The sequence below is a fragment of the Stenotrophomonas sp. CS3K5 genome, assembly GCF_059515225.1.
The window spans coordinates 485706-504266 of sequence record NZ_JCAKRX010000001.1 but is presented as its reverse complement, the minus strand read 5'-3'; the positions used below and the strand labels follow the sequence as shown (position 1 = coordinate 504266).

Sequence of the window (18561 nt, the reverse complement as noted above, 5' to 3'; positions counted from 1 at the left end):
GGTCCAGGCGTGGTGGATGTAGCCGACGTAGGAGGCGATCTGCTGCGCGCTGCACAGCAGTGCCTGGCCGAAGCCGATCCGCTGCGCAAGGTGGCGCTGACCCAGGCCCATGCCGCCGCGTTCCGCGCCGGCCGGCTGAAGGTGGCCACCGATGCGCCGGCGCCGGAGCCGATCCGCATGCCGGGTCGGCCGGCGCAGCTGGTGCTGGTGCATCCGCGCGAGGTGCCGCGACGCGGACTGGGTGGCGTGGAGGGACGCGCCGCCTTCATCCACGCCATTGCCCACATCGAGCTCAACGCCATCGATCTGGCCTGGGATGCGGTGTATCGCTTCCGCGGCCTGCCGTCGGCCTTCCATGCCGATTGGGTCAGCTGCGCCGATGACGAATCGCGGCACTTCATGCTGCTGCGCGAACGGCTGCTGGCCCATGGCCACGACTACGCCGATTTTCCCGCGCACAACGGCCTGTGGGAGATGTGCGAAAAGACCGCGCACGATGGCCTGGCGCGCATGGCGCTGGTGCCGCGCGTGCTGGAAGCGCGTGGCCTGGACGTGACCCCGGGCATGATCGACAAGCTGCGCAATGTGGGCGACGGTGAAACCGCCGAAGTGCTGGAGGTGATCCTGCGCGAGGAAGTGGCCCATGTCGCCGCCGGTTCGCGCTGGTACCGCTGGTACTGCGACCGCGCCGGCGTCGAGCCGCGCGCACGCTTCAAGGAGCTGCTGGTGGAGTACGCCGGCGGCTACCTGCACGGGCCGTTCAACATGGAAGCCCGCCTGTTGGCCGGCTTCGATGCCGACGAACTGGCCAACCTGGTCGAGCAGGCGGGTTGAAAAGAGGGGAGGAGGGAGTCAAGGCGTTTGTGCCACAGACGACTTGATTCCCTCCGTCGCCTTTTTCATGCGTTGGGCAAAACCACGCGCTTGCCGTCGACCGTCGGGCGGTTGATGTAGAACAGCCCGGGCCCGGGCCGGTAGGGCAGTTCGCTGACCCCGGCGTCAGCGGCGTAGGTCAGTGCGGTGTCGCCCAGCGCGTCGAAATTCCAGTGCGCCGACTGCATCAGGTAACGCCGGCGCAGCAACGCTTCCTGCGGCTGGGTGAGCGCCTGCCCAGCCACCAGGCGACGCGCGATCGGCTGCAGGGCGGAGGGCAACGCCCACTCGGCAACATCGGCGGCATGGCCACGCCACTGCACACCGGCGTCGATGGCGTGCTGCTGCATCACCTGCAGTGCGATCAGTTGGTAGCGCCAGTCGATGCGCCGCCGCAGCACCACCGCCGCGGTCACATACAGCGTCGGTGCCAGCAGCACGCTGCGGCTGCCCGCACGGCGCTGCTGCTGCCACTGGTGCCAGACGTCCACCCAGACCTCGTTCGCGCCTGCCCCCAGCTGTTGCCGCCAGCGCTCGGCATCGGCCTGCGCTTCGGCATAGGCCGTGGTGGCCTGCAATACCGCCAGCGGCGGTGTCTGGTAATCGGCAACGGCGGGGCGACGCAGCTGCTGGCGCCGAGGCCGGCTCAACAGCTTCGGTCCTTCTTCCACCTGGTTGTAGCCGCCACCGATGTTGGCATGCACCCCCGGCAACGCGATCTCGGCAAACGGGGGCGCCACGCTGGTGAGCGGATAGTGCTGGCGATGCTCGTCACGCGCGGTCAACTGCACCACGTGCGCGGCCACGCCGTCGCGCAGCCGTACCTGCGGCTGCTCGTCCGCGCGCCCACTGTTGACTGCTACCACCGTGTCGAACAGGCCGATGAAACGCACCACCGGTGTAGCCGGTGCGAAGTCCTCCGTGCAGGCCAGGCCCGAGGCCTGCAACTGCTGCCGCCAGCGCGCGCTGTCCCAGCCCTGCAGCTGGTTGGCAACGTCACGTGCCGCAGCGGCACCGCGCGAGTAGCCGAACAGGTCCAGCTGCACGCGCCGCAGCGGCGTTGTCCAGCGCGCGGAAAGCGCGGCCAGCGCCGCCGGCAACAGCACCTGCAATGCGCGTTGCACTTTGGCACGCACGCCGCTGGCGCCGATGCCGAACGCCAGTCCGATCAGATCGTCGTCGGCATCATCGCGGGTTCCCACCCCTTCCACGTAGATCGACAGCGAGGGTGAGGCATGGGTCTGGCGGCGGCTGTCCGGATAGAGCTGCTGCAATCGCGCGATGTTGGTCAGGCCGTTGTCGTAGCTGCTGGTCAGCCGGCTCTGGTAGGTCGAGTCATCGTCGGCCCGCATCTGCGCCGGTCGCGGCTGCGGTTGCTGCGGGCGGCCGCGCGCCAGGTTGTGCGCGTTGTTGCGGGTGCCGTCGAAGAACAGGCCAATCCGCAGCAAGCCGACAGCTTCGTCCGTGTCCTGCGATGGTGCCATGTGCATTCCCCGTCGTGGCTGCGTCACGGTAGCGCGAAAGTGGTGTGTTGACGACGTGTAGTGATGCTTTTGACCTGCCTGAACGCAGATGCGGTCGATCACATTTCCCGATTTTCATTCTCATCATCTATTGAATTCACACGACCGGCGCAGGCCAGATGGCCAAACCCGGCAGATCCGGGTCGTGCTGCATCAACGCTGTTCACATCATTCAAGGAGCGACGCAATGTTGTCCAGATCGATTGGCAAAGCGGCAGGTGGCCTGGTGTTGGGTTTGTCGGTGGTAGCGGCCGCACACGCGGCTCCCCTGTTCGAACCGGTGACGGTACTCAGTCGCGCCTCGGCGTCGAGCGAGCCCGCGCTGGGCAAGCTGCTGGCGACCCCGTCCACGGCCACGGTGCAGGAAGTCCGCGTTGATGCGGCAGCCACTGCATCGACGCAGCTGGAGTTCGAGCTGCTCGGCCAGCGCGTGCAGGCAGTACGCAGCAAGCTCGAAGCGCTGCCCGACGGCGGCAGCATCTGGTATGGCCAGTTCCGTTCGCCTTCGGACAAGCTGACCGCCGCGACCTCCAACGGCCAGGACGATCCGGGCAATTCGCTGATCCTGGTGCGCTCGGGCAACACCCTCACCGGTTCGATCCGCAAGGACGGCAAGTTGTACCGACTGCGCCCGCTGGGCAACCGCCATGTGCTGGTCGAGGTGGACGAATCGCGGATGCCGGCCGACCATCCGGCCGACTACAACCAGTTGCCGAAGATCCCGATGGGCGACAGCGACCGCATCGGCATCGCGCAGGCATCGTCGGGCACCCCGGCCACCATCCGAGTGCTGGTGGTGGCAACCAACGCGGCGGTGGCGGCCTACGGCGGCAACATGCAGTCGCTGGTGCAGCTGGCGGTGGCCGAGTCCAACCAGGGCTACACCAACAGCAACGTCGGCCTCACCCTGCAGCTGGCCGGCTACGAGACCACCAGCTACAGCGAGTCGGGCAGCTTCGATACCGACCTGGCGCGGTTCCGTGGCACCAGTGATGGCTACATGGACAGCATCCACACCAGCCGCAACACCACCACCGCCGACGTCGGCGTACTGCTGATCAACAACAGCGCCTATTGCGGCCTGGCCTCGGGTATCGGCTCGACGGCGTCGACCGCGTTCGCGGCGGTGTACTGGGACTGTGCGACTGGGTACTACTCCTTCGCGCACGAGATCGGCCACCTGCAGAGCGCACGGCATGACATCGCCACCGACCCGAGCACCTCGCCCTATGCCTATGGCCATGGCTACCGCTATGAACCGTCCAGCGGCACCGGCTGGCGCACCATCATGGCCTACAACTGCACCCGCAGCTGCCCGCGCCTGAACTACTGGTCGAACCCGAACATCAGCTACAACGGCATCCCGATGGGCAATGCCAGTACCGCCGACAACCAGCGCGTGCTGGTCAACACCAAGCACACGATCGCCGCCTTCCGCTGAGCCCAGGCGCCGACCAGGGTCGGCGTCTACCAGGGCGCGTGCACCTGCTCTGGTAGATGCCAACCTTGGTTGGCACCCTGCGATCCATCAGTCGCGCGCGAGGGTCTCCAGCGACCAGCCGCTGGCATCCACGCGCAGTACCGAGCCCTGTTCGTACCAGTCGCCCAGCACGATGCGGGTGCGGTCTCGGCCGCCGGCCTGCAGCGCATGGATGGCCGGGCGGTGTGTATGGCCATGGATCATGGCGTCCACACCATGGCGCACGAAGGTGGCCTCGACCTCGGCCGGCGCCACGTCGGTCACGGTCTCGAACTGCGCACGATCGCCCTGCTTCATTTCCGACTGGCGGGCCTGGCTGGCGTCACGTGCCTTCTGTGCGAAGGCGATGCGAGCGGCCAGCGGCTGCGACAGGAACTGTGCCTGGAACGCCGGATCGCGGGTCTGCGCACGGAACTGCTGATAGGGGATGTCATCGGTGCACAGCAGATCGCCGTGCTGCAGCAGCACCGGGCGTCCGTACAGCTCGATCACGCACGGGTCGGGCAGGATGCGCAGGCCGGCACGGCGCGCATAGTCCTCGCCGAGCAGGAAGTCGCGGTTGCCACGGATGAAGTACACCGGCACGCCACTGTCGGACAGCACCTTCAACGCATCGGCCACCGCATCGGCGGCGGGCGAGGGTGTGTCGTCGCCGATCCAGGCTTCGAACAGGTCGCCGAGAATGTACAGGGCATCGGCGCCGGGCGCCTGCTCGCGCAGGAAGCGCAGGAACAGGTCGGTGATCTCCGGACGGCTGGGGTCCAGGTGCAGGTCGGAAATGAACAACGTGGTCATGCCCGCATTCTAGGGCATCAACGATGACGGTAGCGCCGCAGGAGTAGCAGGGGTCAGATCCCTCTCCGAAGGAAAAGGCATCTGATCCCGAGGGCTACACCGGCAGCGGCAACCAGGCCAGGCTGGCCGAGGCCAGCCCGATGGCGATGCCCGTGGCGGCCAGCACATCGCTGGGGTAATGCAGCCCCAGTACCACGCGCGACAGGGCCACGCCGCAGGTGAACGGCACCAGCAGCGGCGCCAGCCACGGGTAGTAGGCCAGTGCGACGATGGTGAACGACACCGCGTGCAGCGTGTGCCCGGAGGGGAAGCTGAACTCGTCCAGCGGCGCCACCCAGGCGCGGATGCGCAGGTCGGCCGCGTACGGGCGGGGACGTCGGGTCCAACGCTTGAGGCCCTTGTACAGCAGCAGCGCAGCCAGCCCGGTGGCGGCCATGTGCACCGACGCGCGCAGGCCGTCAAAGCCATCGATCAGCACCAGCGCACCCATCAGCACATACCAGAACACGCCATCGCCGAGCCGGCTGATCACCGCGAACAGGCGACGCACGCGGCGGCGCCGGCAATAATGGTTGGCTCGCCGGCACAGGCGCGCTTCGCGACCGGCCAGCAGTTCAAGCGGCGTGGTGCGCATGGCCGCTCCTCCGCGACTGGGCCAGTTCGGCCAGCAGGGCATCGAACTCGGCCACTACCTGCTGGGGATGCAGTCGCTTCATCGCACGCGCGGCGTTGCTGCCGAGCTCGCGCCGTTGCGCATCATCGCCCGCCAGCTGCACGGCGGCGTCGATGAACTGCTCATCGCTGTCCACCGCCGCGCCGTTCTCGCCGGTACGCAGGTACTCGCGCGCGGCACCGTAATCGAAGGCCACCGTCGCCACACCGCTGGCCATGCTTTCCAGAGTCACGTTGCCAAAGGTCTCGCTGCGGCTGGGGAACAGGAACAGGTCGCCGCTGGCGAAGTGCCGGGCCAGGGCATCGCCGCGCTGGATGCCACAGAAGATGAAGTCGGGGTTCTCATGCGCCAGCTTCTCGCGGGCGGGGCCATCGCCGACCCAGACGAAGCGCGCCTTCGGCCGGATCTGCTGCAGGCGGCGGAACGCTTTCACCGCAAGACCCAGATTCTTTTCGGCGGCAATGCGGCCCACATAGATGGCCACCAGGCCGTTGCCATCCACGCCCCATTCTTCGCGCAGCGCGGGATCGCGCCGGCCCGGATCGAACTGCTGGCTGTCGACCGCGCGGGCCAGCAGGCGCACCCGCTCGAAACCCTGTTCGCCGAGGAACTGCTGCAGTTCGCGGGTCGGCACCAGGGTGGCATCGGCCTGGTTGTGGAAGCGCCGCATCCAGCGCATCGCCGCGGCCTGCAGCCAGGCTACGCCATAATCGGGAAGGTATTCGTCGAAGCGCGTGTGGAAGCCGCTGGCAACCGGAATGCCCAGGCGGCGCGCGGTGCGCAGCGCCGACCAGCCCAGCGGGCCTTCGGTGGCAACGTAGACCGCATCGGGGCGTTGCTGCTGCCAGTGCCGACCGAGCCGGATCGGCGCCGGCAGGCCGAAGCGCAGGCCCGGGTAACGGGGCAGCGCCGCGCCCGGCACCAGCAGGGTGCCCGGCGCCGAATCGAGCGCTTCGCTGGCCTGGCGGGGGCGTACCAGGTCGATCTCGTGCCCGGCCGCGCGCAGTCCCTGTTCCAGCCCCTGCACGGTAAGGGCAACGCCGTTCACTTCCGGCGGATAGGTCTCGGTGACGATGGCATAGCGCATGTCGGGCCTCCGGGTTTCGGGCATGCTCGGGCCTGGCGATGTAGCCAACATGACCGCTTTGCGACCATCAGATGACGGTGGCGCCGGCCAGCGCCTGGGCGCGGCGGCCAATAAAAAACCACGGCCCCGAAGGGCCGTGGTCGTCATGCTTCCGTCACAGCGCGATGGATCAGAAGCGCTGCTGGTACTTCATGTAGATGAAGCGGCCGATATCGTAACCACCGTAGTACGAGAAGGCCGAGTTCGGCTTGCTGTACATGACCGGGCCGGTCTTCTCGAACACGTTGTTGGCACCGACCGACACGGTGGCGTCCCACGGCAGCGAGTAACGCACCTGCACGTCGTGGAAGGTGACCGCGCCGCGCTCGTTGTAGTTGCGTGCGCCCTTGTACCACGGTGCGTACACACCCGGATCCGAGCACTCGTCCGGGTACAGCGCGATGTTCGAGCAGGTTTCCTTCACGCCCGAATAGTAACGCGCGGTCCAGCTCGCGCCGAAGTTGCCCCGCTCGTAGCCCAGCACCAGGTTGGAACGGACGCGGAAAGCGCTGCCGATGCCGTTGGTGACGATCGGGACGATCGAGCTGTCGTTGGAGGTGCGGTAGGTCGCACTGGACACGTAGGTGGTGGCCGAGTTCACGTTGAACTTGCCGAACCGGGTGTCCAGACGGTAGCTCACGTCCAGATCGTAGCCTTCGGTTTCCATGAAGCCCGCGTTGCGGTTGCCGAACTTCAGGTTGGTCACGATGCCGGTCACCGGGTCACGCTGGAAGCGCGAGCAGCGCGCGTCGATACCCGATTCGTAGCAGTCCTGCAGGATCTGGGTCGGCGTGTCGGCGATGATCGTGTTGTCGATGCGGATCTTCCACCAGTCCAGCGAGGCGTTGAAGCCCTGGATGAAGCTCGGGCTCCAGACCAGGCCCAGCGTCTTGCTGGTCGAGGTTTCCGGCGTCAGCAGCGGGTTCGACCCGGAGGTGAACGGCACCGGGGTCGCGTCCGTCGACGTGTTCACCGGGGTGCCACCCTGGCGCAGCTGGCGGAAGGTATTCGCATTGGCGATGTCGCGTGCGCAACGTGCACGGACTTCCGCGCTGGAGGCCGAGGAACCGAAGCGGGTGTCGCACGGATCGCTGAACTGCGCGAAGGTCTCCGAACCACCACCGAACAGGTCGCTGATGGTCGGTGCACGGAAGCCCTCGGCCCAGGTGCCACGCACCATCAGCGAGTCGATCGGCTTCCACTTGAAGCCGAACTTGCTGTTGAGCGTGTTGCCGAAGGTGTTGTAGTCCGAGAAGCGGGTTGCGCCATTAAAGGTCAGTTCCTTCGCGCCCGGCAGGTCGGCCAGCACCGGAACGTTCACTTCCAGGTAGGCCTCGTTGACGGTGTAGTCACCGCCGGTCGGGCCCGCGGCCAGGTTGGTGGTCGCGCCGGTCTGGGCCAGGGCATCCGGGGTGTACTTGCCTTCTTCCTTGCGGCTTTCCACGCCGAACGCGAAGCCCAGGTCGCCAGCCGGCAGGGTCACGATGCTGCCAGCGATGTTGGCAAAGAAGTTCTTGGAGGTGGTACGGCCCTTGGTGATCTCTTCCGGGAACAGCCACGCCTGCAGTTCTTCGTTGCCGTACAGGCCATCGGCAGCCGTCGTGCCGTACGGCACCAGCGGGTTCCACGGCTTGCACACGTCATAGGAGATCGGTGCAGCGGCGGTGCCGCACTGCACCTTGCCGGTGGCGGCGTTGTAGAACGACGGGCCGACGCCGCCGGCGACGCGACCCTTGTGCAGGTTGCCGGTCGCCACCGATTCCAGTTCATTGCGGTTGTACTGGTAACCCACTTCCCAGTCGAAGTAGCGGCTGCCGATCTCGAACGAACCGTCGAACGACGCCACCGCGCGGTAGGTCTTCAGCTCGCTGGTGGTCACGCGCGGCACTTCCCAGGTGCGGCGGTTCCATGCCACGGCGGTCGGGGTGGCATACCCGTGCTGGCGGCCGAACGGATTGAAGTAGCTGTCGATCGACATCGAGCCGACACCGGCGGTGCTCGACTGCAGCGGATAGCCCGCGATCTGGCGGGTGGACTCACGCTGGTTGTAGCCCAGCTCGGTGCGGAAGTTGACGTTGTCGGTGATCTTGAAGCGGCCGTCGAAATAGACCGAGTCGCGCTTGACCGGATACATCACGTGCATCTGGTCGTTGGCATTGCTCACGTCACCGGTGAACGGCGTGCTATCGGTGAGGTGGTAATTGGCCGGGTTGGTGGGATCCGCGCCGCGGTTGAGGGAATAGCCGCAGCCCGCAGTGGCGGTACAGCCCGGGCCGCGCAGACCGGTGAACTGGCCGTACTGGCTGATCGTGGTCCAGTTGCTGCTGTCGTACGGATGGCGATCGGTCATGCCGTACTTGCTGAAGCCGCGATCGCGCGCCCACACGCCCTTCTCTTCGGCATGCTCGGCGGACAAGGTCAACGACACGCGATCGTTGCTCCAGCCGGCGACCACGTCGAAGCGGTCACGTGCGCCGTCGCCCTGGCTGTACTGGCCGTGATAGACGTTGGCGGTCACACCGGTGACATTGGAGCGGGTGATGATGTTCACCACGCCGGCCATGGCGTCGGAGCCATAGATCGCAGAGGCGCCGTCCTTCAGCACCTCGATGCGCTCCACGGCGGACACCGGCAGCGTGGAGATGTCCTGGTAGCCGGACGTGCTGATGCCCATGCGCTTGCCGTTGACCAGCACCAGCGTGCGCTGGGTGCCCAGGTTGCGCATGTCGATGTAGGTGCCACCCGCGTTTTCACCCGCGGTCAGCGCATTGGCGCGGCTGATGGTCGGGCTGCCCATCGCGGTGACGTTCTGCAGGATGTCGGCAACCGAGCTGAAGCCCTGCTTTTCGATGTCGTTGCGGCTGATCGCGAACACCGGCTGGGCGGTTTCCACGTCCACCTGGCGGATGCGCGAGCCGGTGATCTCGATGCGGTCGAGGTTGGTGGGCGTTGCGTTGCTGCCGTCCTGGGCAAACGCGGGCAGGGCGGCCAACGTTGCGGTGGTAGCCAGGGCATAGCGGATGGCCTGCCCCAGTGCGGTGGTGCGTGAAGTCATGGCGAGCTCTCTCTCTCAGGTCGTGCACAAGACGCCAAAGTGGGCGTCGAAGGAGCCAGCTGGGTTGATGACCGAGCCGGTGACCCGATAGTAGTCTCGTTAGTTAATGCTCTGTAAAGAGTTCGTATCGATTTATGTCACGGGACACCCCCATCCTTCACAAAACGTGAACAAAAGCAGGCGCTTACGTGAGAGGTGCGATACGCGATACGGTGCCGTCGTGATGCGAAGCAGCACAAAAAACCGCCAGACTGCGCAAAGTGGGGGTGCGAAGTGCGTCACTCCTGCTGTCGTGTGGACAACAGGCGACGGCGTATTCAGGCTACGAACGGACGGAACTGGATGCCCAGCCCGGCGATCCCGTCGGTCTCGCCGATCAGGTCGGCGCGCAGCAGCGGACGGGCATCGATGAACGCCTGCGGCACGATCAGCGACAGCCGGTTGTCGTCGGCGGTCAGTTCCAGCGCCGGCAGCGGGTCGTCTTCATGCGCGCGGTTGAGCAGCACCGCCAGCCGCAGCAGGGCCGCCAACCGGCGCGCGGTCAGCAGCAGGCGTTCGGGCAGGGCGTCGAAGGCGGTCTTGGTCACGCTGCGGCGATGGCTGCGCACCAGCGCGGCCAGCATCTGCTGTTCCTGGCGGGAGAAGCCGGCGATGTCCGAGTGCTCCAGCACGTAGCTGCCATGCACGTGGTAGCCGCTGTGGGCAATCATCAGGCCCAGCTCGTGCAGGCGTGCGGCCCAGCCGAGCATGCGTGCGTCGTCGGCATCCAGGGCCCAGCGCTCCTGCACCTGCTCCAGCAGCGACAGCGCGGTGTCCTGCACGCGGTCGGCCTGTACGGCGTCGATGCCATAGCGCTGGCTGAGCGCAGCCACCGACTCCTCGCGCAGATCGTTGTCGCCGGCACGGCCGACGATGTCATAGAGGATGCCTTCGCGCATCGCCGCCTTGCTGACCAGCAGCTTCTGCAGGCCCAGCGCCTGGAAAGCGGCTTCCAGCACCAGGATGCCGCCGGCGATGATCGGGCGACGATCGCTGGACAGACCTGGCAACTGGATGTCGTCGATCTTCTTGGCTTTCAGCAGTTCGTCGCGCAGCTGCGGCAGCGCTTCAGCGGTGATCGCGCCCTTGCTCAGCTTCATCGTCGCGCAGATCTCGCTGATCGCCTTGTGCGTGCCCGAAGAACCCAGCGCCTCCTGCCAGCCCAGCGCGCGGTATTTGCTGGCGAAGGGCTGGAACTCGCGGCCGATCTCGGCCAGCGCGTCCTTCCAGCGCTTCTTGCTGAGCTTGCCGCCGGGGAAGAAGCGCCGGGTGCTGGCGATGCAACCGGCCTGCAGGCTTTCGCGCTCCAGGGTCTGCATGCCCATGCCGATGATGAATTCAGTGGAGCCGCCACCGATGTCGATCACCAGCCGGCGCTGGCCGGGCTTGGGGGGTTGCGCGTGGGCCACGCCCAGGTAGATCAGGCGGGCTTCTTCGCGGCCGCTGACCACTTCGATGGCATGCCCCAGTGCAGTTTCGGCCGGGACCAGGAACGACTGGGGAGAACGCAGCTGGCGCACCGTGTTGGTGGCCAGCGCGCGCACCCGATGCGCCGGCACATTGCGGATGCGCTGGCCGAAGCGGGCCAGGCACTCCAGCGCACGCTGCCGGGCCGCAGCGGAGAGGCCGCCCTTGCCGTCCAGGCCGTCGGCCATGCGTACCGTTTCGCGCAGGCGGTCGATCACCCGCAGCTGGCCGAGCGTGTAGCGCGCGATGACCATGTGGAAACTGTTGGAGCCAAGGTCGATGGCGGCCAGCAGGTCGCCATCCTGCAATGCGGGCGGAGTCGTGGTGGTATGCGGCATGGACGAATGTTAGCCGAAGGGGCGGTGTGCTCGTCACCGCGTGGCCTTCACATTTTGGAAGAGGGGAGTGCGGCAGGGCTGCGCCCTGCACCCTCAGAGGCCAGAGCAACGGCAACAGCAACAGCGGGCTATCCGTGGGATGGCGGGGTGGGTCCGATGGCAGAGGACGCCGTGAACCCGTCCATGGGGGCTGGGTCGCCGCAGCCATGCGGCTCACACCCCTGTCACCGGACCCACCCCGCCTTAGACAGTTCTCTGCGATCTGATGGTGGGTGCCGACCGTTGGTCGGCACCGATCCAATCCCGATCAAAATCGGTGCCTACCGCTCCTGGCAGGTGTCGACCTTGGTCGGCACACCGGGTCACAGCCCCTGCATCAACGCCATCTGGGCCGAGTGCGGCGCCTCGTCATGGGCCGGGGCGCGCTTGTGGTACATGCCGTTGGCATCGAGCTCCCACGCGTTGAGGTTGTCGTCCAGGTAGTTCTGCAGTACCTCGCGGTACACCCGCTTGGCCAGTTCCGGGTCCAGGATCGGGAAGCAGGTTTCCACCCGGCGCAGCAGGTTGCGTTCCAGCCAGTCGGCGCTGGCGCAGTACATCTCCGGCGCGCCGTCATTGCCGAACCAGTAGACGCGGCTGTGCTCGAGGAAGCGGCCGACGATCGAACGCACGCGGATGTTGTCCGACACGCCCGGCACGCCCGGGCGCAGGGTGCAGGCGCCGCGGATGATCAGGTCGATCTGCACGCCGGCCTGCGAGGCGGCGTACAGCGCACGCACCACCTGCGGTTCGTTCAACGCGTTCATCTTGGCGATGATGCGCGCCGGGCGGCCGGCGGCGGCGATGCGCGTCTCGCGCTCGATGCGGCCGAGGATGCCGGTGTGCAGGGTGAAGGGCGACTGCAGCAGGCGCTTGAGCTTCATCTTCGAGGCCAGCCCGGACAGCTGCTGGAACAGCAGGTGCACGTCGTTGCCGATGTCCGCGTCGGCGGTGATCAGGCTGATGTCGGTGTACGCGCGCGCGGTACCGCTGTGGTAGTTGCCGGTGCCCAGGTGCACGTAGCGGCGCAGCTTGCGGCCCTCGCGGCGCACGATCAGCAGCATCTTGGCGTGGGTCTTGTAGCCGACCACGCCGTACACCACCTGCACGCCGGCTTCCTGCAGGCGATCGGCCAGGCCGAGGTTGGCTTCCTCGTCGAAGCGCGCGCGCAGTTCGACCACCACGGTCACGTCCTTGCCGTTGCGCGCGGCCTGGATCAGCGCATCGACAATGAGCGAATCCTTGCCGGTGCGGTACAGGGTCTGCTTGATCGCCAGCACGTTGGGATCGATCGCGGCCTGCCGGATCAGCTCCAGCACTGCGGTGAAGGCATCGAACGGGTGGTGCAGCAGCAGGTCCTGGCGCGCGGCGATCTCGAAGATGCCGTCGCTGTCGCGCAGGGTGCGCGGGGTCATCGGCGGATACTTCAGGTCCGGCTGCGCGATCAGGTCGTACAGCTGGATGATGCGGTTGAGGTTGACCGGGCCGTCGATGCGGTACACCGCGTTCTCGGTCAGGCCGAAATTCTGCAGCAGGGTGCGCACGATCTCGCGCGGCATGTCGTGCGCGATCTCCAGCCGCACCGCTGGCCGGTAGCCGCGATCGACCAGTTCATCGCGCAGCGCCAGCGCCAGGTTCTCCACTTCTTCCTCGTCCACCACCAGTTCGGAGTTGCGGGTGACGCGGAACTGGTAGGCGCCCTGGACTTCCATGCCCGGGAACAGCTCGTCGACGAAGGTGGACAGCACCGAGGACAGGAATACGAAGTTCTGCGAGCCACCCAGCTTCTCCGGCAGCTGGATGATGCGCGGCAGCGAGCGCGGCGCGCGCACGATGGCCAGGTGGCCGGCACGGCCGAACGCGTCGGTGCCCTTCAGCACCACCACGATGTTCAGCGACTTGTTGAGGATCTTCGGGAACGGATGCGCTGGGTCCAGGCCCAGCGGCGACAGCACCGGCATGATCTCGTTGCGGAAGTAGGCGCGCAGCCAGCGCTTCTGGCGATCGCTCCAGGAATGGCGGCCGAGCACGCCGATGCCGGCGTCCATCAGCGCCGGGCGCAGCGTCTCGTTCCAGCAGCGGTACTGCTGGTCCACCAGTTCGGCGGCGCGTTCGTGGATGGCATTGAGGATGGCCTGCGGGCTCATCCCGTCCGGCGCCGGCGGCAGGCCGAATTCCTGCGCATGGCGCACGGCGGCGGCACGGATCTCGAAGAATTCATCCAGGTTGGTGCAGGAGATGCACATGAAGCGCAGGCGCTCCAGCAGCGGCACCTGCGGGTCCATCGCCTGGGCCAGCACGCGGAAGTTGAAATCCAGCTGTGACAGCTCGCGGTTGATGTACAGCGCCGGGTCGCGCAACGGATCGTTGTCCGGGCTCACGGGGAGGGGGAGGGATCCGAGGCTGCTCATGGCGTCATTCTTCGATGGTGGTCAGGGGGGCGGACTCACGTGGGCGCACGTGGTCGGCATCGAAATGGCAGGAGAACACCGAGCCCTTGCCGACTTCGCTTTCGATCTCCAGCCGCGCATGGTGCAGGCCGAGGATGTGCTTGACGATCGACAGGCCCAGGCCGGTACCGCCGCTCTCGCGCGAACGGCTGCTGGAAACACGGTAGAAGCGTTCGGTCAGGCGCGGCAGGTGGTTGGCCGGAATGCCATAGCCGGAGTCGCGCACCGCCAGCACCGCGCCGTCGCCTTCGCGGCGGAATTCGACCGCAATGCGGCCGCCGGCCGGGGTGTAGCGCACCGCGTTGGTGACCAGGTTGGAGAAGGCGCTGTGCAGTTCCTTGGTCGAGCCCTGCAGGTCGACACCGGCCAGATCGTCGATGCTGATCTGGTGGCGGCCCTGGCTGTGCGCTTCGGCCTCGCGGCGCAGCGTGGCCAGCATCGGCTGCATGGCCACGGTCTCCTCCTCGCTGTGTTCCTGCGATTCCAGCCGCGACAGGGTCAGCAGGTCTTCCACCAGCTGGGCCATGCGTTGGCTCTGCTTGCGCATTTCTTCCAGCATCGGACCTGTGCCCGGGAAATCCTCCGGGTCCATCATGTCCAGGTAGCCGTGCACCACGGTGAGCGGCGTGCGCAGCTCATGTGAAACGTTGGCCACGAAGTCGCGGCGCACCTGCTCCAGGCGCAGCAGCTTGCTGACATCGCGGGCGATCAGCAGCCAGTAATCGGAGGAATAGGGAATCAGGCGCAGGTTCAGGCGGATCGCCGGATCGACCGGCGAGGGCACGTCCAGGATCGGCTCGGCATTGCGGCCGCCGGCCAGCCAATGCGCCAGCGGCATCGGCTGCAGGCGTTCGACCAGCGCCTCGCCGAGGTCGCCCGGATGGTGCAGGCCGAGCAGAGCGGTGGCCGCTTCGTTGAACCACTGCACGCGCTGGCTGTTGCGGTCCAGCACCACCACCGCATCGGGCAGCGCGGCGGCAGCGGCGCGGTAGCTGCGCAGCATGTCCAGCAGGCGGCGCTTGCGCACGCGCATTTCCACCTGGTTGCGGTACAGCAGGCGGTCCAGCTCGTTCCAGACACCGGTGCCTTCTTCGGCGGTGTCCCAGCGCTGGCGCGCGGTCAGCCGGCGCAGCACGCTGCGCAGGCGCCAGTAATGCCAGGCCAGCGTGGCCAGTGCGCCCAGCGCGATGCACAACCACAGGTGGCCCGTGAACCACCCCACCAGTCCGGCGAACAGCAGTACCGCGGCAACGGTGGCCAGGGTCTTCAACCAGGCAGAGCGGATGTGGCGGGGCATTGCGATCTCGTCGTTGAGGTGCGGCGGTTCACTGGGGGGAACCGAGGGTTATAGCAGAGTTGCCGGCACCGGCACCCGCGGGTGCGCGGCGCCGGCACGACGAGACTCAGGTGGCCGTGGAAAAGCGGTAACCGGCGCCGCGCACGGTCTGCACCATGTTTTCGGCGTTGAACGGTTCCAGCGTCTTGCGCAGGCGGCGGATGTGCACATCGATGGTGCGTTCTTCCACATACACGCTGCCGCCCCACACATGGTCCAGCAGCTGGGCGCGGGTATAGACGCGCTCGGGGTGGGTCATGAAGAAGTGCAGCAGGCGGTACTCGGTCGGGCCGATCGGCACCGGCTGGTCGTTGGCGAACACGCGATGGGCAGCGCCATCGATGCGGATCGGGCCGACCGCCACGCTGCCATCCTCATCGTCCTCGCGGGCACGACGCATGACCGCGCGGATGCGGGCCAGCAGTTCGCGCGCCGAGAACGGCTTGACCACGTAATCGTCGACACCGGCTTCCAGGCCACCGACGCGGTCGTTCTCTTCGCCGCGGGCGGTCAGCATGATGATCGGCACTTCGCGGGTCAGTGTTTCCTTGCGCCAGCGACGGGCCAGGTCCAGGCCGCTGGTGCCGGGCAGCATCCAGTCCAGCAGGATCAGGTCGGGGACGCGGTCGGCGATCGCGGTCTGGGCCTCACGGGCATCGCCGGCGTGGACCGGTTCGTAATCGCCCTTGCGGAGGGCGAAGGCGACCATTTCACGGATCGCGGGCTCGTCGTCGACGATCAGGATGCGTTTCTGCACGAGGACACCGTAGGGCTCGGTTACTGGAGTGGTGCCAGTAGACTACGGTTTGATGACATGTTTGTGACTACCCGGCCGGAACCGGCCGCGATTGCCATCGGCCGGTCATGCGCGGCTCAGCGGCGGTCCAGATCCGGGTCCTGCACGCCCTGCCGGCGCAGTTCCAGCACGGTGGGGGTGATCGCCTCGATCCGCGCATCCACCCGGGCGCGGCCGATGTAGTCCAGGGCCGGGTTGCGCTTGAGCGCCTGCAGCTGCATCAGCGCCTGCTCCGGGCGCCCGCTGAGGAAGGCGGCCTCGGCATAGGCCTCGCTGGCCCGCACGCTGTCACCGGCCAGCTCGCTGGCGCGGGCGTAGCGCTGCTGGAAGACCGGATCGTTACCACTTTGCGACAGCAACGGCCGCAGCATGGCCTGGGCACGCTTGCCGGCGTCGGGGTTGCCCTGTTCGTTGAGGATCTCGGCATAGGTCAGCGCCACCGGGCGGCTGTTGGGGTGCTCGCGCAGCAGCTGCTCGAACCGGCTGTTGGCCTGCGCGGCCTGGCCCGCCCGCGACTCGGCCTCACCCAGGCCCAGGGCCAGCCACAGGTTGCCCGGATGGTCCTGCAACAGGCCGGCCAGCGTCTGCCGGGCCTGGCCGGCGCCACTGCGGCCACCGCGCATCACCGCCAGGGCCTGGCCGTAGCGCTGTGCGTCATTGAGGCCGTTCTTCTGGCGCTTGGCCAGGTCGGCATATTCGCGCTCCAGCTCGGGGGTCGAGTCGGCGCTGAGCACGCGCAGGCGCTCACGTGCCCAGTCGAAGTCGCCGCTGGCGCCACGGCTGAGCTGCCCCATCGGGACACGCAGCACACTGGCCGGCAGCAACGGGTTGTTGCCGCGCAACAGGGGTTCGGCCAGGCCGGGGTCGGCCGGGTCCACCCGTTCCCTGCGCTCGCCGGTCGGCGTTGTGGTGGTCAGCAGCACCGTGTCCTTCTTCATCTGCTCGGCGCGGGCCTTGGCCTCGCTGATGCGGGTGATGTTGACCGGGTGGGTGCGCAGGAACTCCGGCACGCTGTAGCCGCCCTCGTTGCCACGCATCGCTGCCGACATCCGCTCGAAGAAGCCGGCCATCGCATCCACGTCGTAGCCGCTGCGCGACAGGGTGCGGATGCCCAGGCGGTCGGCCTCGGACTCATTGGAGCGGGTGTAGTTGATCTGCCGCTGCTGCATCAGGCCCATGCCCGAGCTGATCGCGGCCATGGTGGCGTTGCCCGAGGAGCTGCTGTTGCTGGCCTGGGCGGCGACCACCGCCGCCAGCATGCCCAGCAGGATCGGGATCTGGTCGCGCTGGGCACGTTCGACCCCGCGCAGCACATGCTGCTGGGTGACGTGGGCGATTTCGTGGGACAGCACCGCGGCCACCTCGTCCTCGCGCTCGGCGGTCAGCACCAGGCCGGCGTTGACCCCGATGTAGCCGCCCAGGGTGGCAAAGGCGTTGATCTGGCGGTCCTTCATCACAAAGAAGGTGTAGGGCTGGCGCGGCTGGTCGCTGTTGGAGCCGAGCCGGGTGCCCATGGTCTGCAGCCAGTCGTTGACCAGCGGATCATCCAGCAGGTAACCGTAGTTGCGCAGCTCGCGCAGCATCATCGCGCCGTACTCGGCCTGGCGCGCCGGGGTCAGCAGCTCGCCGGCCGAAGAGCCGATGTCGGGCAGCTTCTCCTGGGCCCGGGCCAGCGGCATGGCCAGGGTCAGGGTGACGGCGGTAGTCAGCAGCAGGGCTCGCAAGCAGAAGGTCCTCGGGCGGGGCCCGCCCAGCGTGGCAGGGCAGGGGGCAACCATTCGTTAATCCACAGTGTTGCGGCCGTGGCGTGGAAATTCCAGCGCACCGGTACCATATGTAGACCGTCGATCCATCGTGGAGTTTCCCGTGACAGCCCAGACCGCCGGCGGTGCCCCCGCCATCACCATCTATTCCACCGCCGTCTGCCCCTACTGCGTGGCCGCCAAGAACTTCCTCAAGAGCAAGGGCCAGCAGTGGACCGAGGTCCGCATCGACCTGGACCCGGTCGAGCGCGAGAAGATGATGGCGCTGACCCGCCGCACCAGCGTGCCGCAGATCTTCGTCGGCGACGTCCATGTCGGCGGCTACGACGACATGATGGCCCTGCACCGTGAAGGCAAGCTCGAGCCGCTGCTGGCCGGGCAGGGCCAGGCATGAGCGCGGCCGACGACGGCAGCAAGGACCGCATCGCCGAGTTCACCGACTTCCGCAAGCGCATGAACGAGCGCATCCTGGGTGAACCCAACCAGGTGGTGCGCCGCTTCTTCGCGCTGGACACGCAGACCTACCAGGCCGGCGCGCTGGACGTGAAGACCAAGGAGCTGCTGGGCCTGGTGGCCTCGATGGTGCTGCGCTGCGATGACTGCATCAGCTACCACGTGGCCCAGTGCAAGGACGCCGGGGTGAGCCGCGAAGAGTTCTTCGAGACCTTCTCGGTCGGCCTGGTGGTGGGCGGCTCGATCGTGATTCCGCACCTGCGCCGCGCGGTCGACTTCCTCGACCAGCTCGAGGGCGGCGCCGCCGCCCCGGCAGCGCACGAGCACTGAGGTAGTGCCGGCCGCTGGCCGGCAA

General features: G+C 67.2%; 14 protein-coding genes. 4 read left to right on the top strand and 10 right to left on the bottom strand.

All coding sequences use genetic code 11. The features are described 5' to 3' along the window. Positions 1 to 9: 9 nt before the first annotated feature. The gene (locus tag AC5YGJ_RS02340; protein ID WP_107229984.1) at positions 10 to 834 is read left to right on the top strand and encodes a ferritin-like domain-containing protein; all 825 of its coding nucleotides are present in this window, start codon (positions 10 to 12) and stop codon (positions 832 to 834) included. A 65-nt stretch (positions 835 to 899) separates the two neighbouring features. On the opposite strand, the gene AC5YGJ_RS02335 is transcribed toward AC5YGJ_RS02340, so the two are convergent. Then, complete coding sequence (locus AC5YGJ_RS02335; protein ID WP_496185592.1) at positions 900 to 2357, bottom strand: phospholipase effector Tle1 domain-containing protein; 1458 nt, start codon at positions 2355 to 2357, stop codon at positions 900 to 902. 226 nt (positions 2358 to 2583) lie between these two features. Here AC5YGJ_RS02335 and AC5YGJ_RS02330 point away from each other — a divergent pair, with 226 nt between their 5' ends. Further along, the gene (locus AC5YGJ_RS02330; RefSeq protein WP_309333423.1) at positions 2584 to 3837 is read left to right on the top strand and encodes a M12 family metallo-peptidase; all 1254 of its coding nucleotides are present in this window, start codon (positions 2584 to 2586) and stop codon (positions 3835 to 3837) included. A gap of 87 nt (positions 3838 to 3924) precedes the next feature. Here AC5YGJ_RS02330 and lpxH read toward each other — a convergent pair whose 3' ends face one another. The 9 genes from lpxH to AC5YGJ_RS02285 form a co-directional block, all read right to left on the bottom strand. Next, positions 3925 to 4671 carry a UDP-2,3-diacylglucosamine diphosphatase gene (gene lpxH, locus AC5YGJ_RS02325; RefSeq protein ID WP_309333425.1) on the bottom strand — a complete coding sequence of 249 codons (747 nt, stop codon included), beginning with the start codon at positions 4669 to 4671 and terminating at the stop codon, positions 3925 to 3927. A 94-nt stretch (positions 4672 to 4765) separates the two neighbouring features. Further along, entirely contained in the window at positions 4766 to 5305 is a 540-nt protein-coding gene (locus tag AC5YGJ_RS02320) for a phosphatase PAP2 family protein (RefSeq protein ID WP_309333427.1), read from the bottom strand. Further along, on the bottom strand, positions 5286 to 6431 hold the full coding sequence (locus AC5YGJ_RS02315; protein ID WP_475285062.1) for a glycosyltransferase family 4 protein: 1146 nt from the start codon (positions 6429 to 6431) through the stop codon (positions 5286 to 5288). The genes AC5YGJ_RS02320 and AC5YGJ_RS02315 overlap by 20 nt, the downstream gene beginning before the upstream one ends. A 169-nt stretch (positions 6432 to 6600) precedes the next feature. Further along, positions 6601 to 9525 carry a TonB-dependent receptor domain-containing protein gene (locus AC5YGJ_RS02310; protein ID WP_496185591.1) on the bottom strand — a complete coding sequence of 975 codons (2925 nt, stop codon included), beginning with the start codon at positions 9523 to 9525 and terminating at the stop codon, positions 6601 to 6603. Between the two features lie 317 nt (positions 9526 to 9842). Then, on the bottom strand, positions 9843 to 11369 hold the full coding sequence (gene ppx, locus AC5YGJ_RS02305) for an exopolyphosphatase (RefSeq protein WP_496185590.1): 1527 nt from the start codon (positions 11367 to 11369) through the stop codon (positions 9843 to 9845). Between the two features lie 362 nt (positions 11370 to 11731). Beyond that, entirely contained in the window at positions 11732 to 13819 is a 2088-nt protein-coding gene (ppk1, locus tag AC5YGJ_RS02300; RefSeq protein ID WP_309333435.1) for a polyphosphate kinase 1, read from the bottom strand. Between the two features lie 4 nt (positions 13820 to 13823). Further along, positions 13824 to 15155 carry a phosphate regulon sensor histidine kinase PhoR gene (gene phoR / locus AC5YGJ_RS02295; protein WP_107229993.1) on the bottom strand — a complete coding sequence of 444 codons (1332 nt, stop codon included), beginning with the start codon at positions 15153 to 15155 and terminating at the stop codon, positions 13824 to 13826. Positions 15156 to 15261: 106 nt separating this feature from the next. Continuing rightward, positions 15262 to 15951, bottom strand: a complete 690-nt coding sequence (gene phoB / locus AC5YGJ_RS02290) for a phosphate regulon transcriptional regulator PhoB (RefSeq protein ID WP_005408258.1) — start codon at positions 15949 to 15951, stop codon at positions 15262 to 15264. A gap of 116 nt (positions 15952 to 16067) precedes the next feature. Continuing rightward, a complete protein-coding gene (locus tag AC5YGJ_RS02285; protein ID WP_496185589.1) occupies positions 16068 to 17714 on the bottom strand; it encodes a M48 family metalloprotease in 1647 nt (548 codons plus the stop codon). 142 nt (positions 17715 to 17856) lie between these two features. On the opposite strand from AC5YGJ_RS02285, the gene grxC reads away from it, so the two are divergent. Next, positions 17857 to 18147 (top strand): glutaredoxin 3, encoded by a 291-nt coding sequence (gene grxC / locus AC5YGJ_RS02280; RefSeq protein ID WP_049400919.1) that lies wholly within the window; start codon positions 17857 to 17859, stop codon positions 18145 to 18147. Continuing rightward, positions 18144 to 18536: a carboxymuconolactone decarboxylase family protein gene (locus AC5YGJ_RS02275; protein WP_249841800.1), complete on the top strand. Its 393-nt coding sequence runs from the start codon at positions 18144 to 18146 to the stop codon at positions 18534 to 18536. Before grxC ends, AC5YGJ_RS02275 begins: the two co-directional genes overlap by 4 nt. The last annotated feature ends 25 nt before the right edge of the window (positions 18537 to 18561 follow it).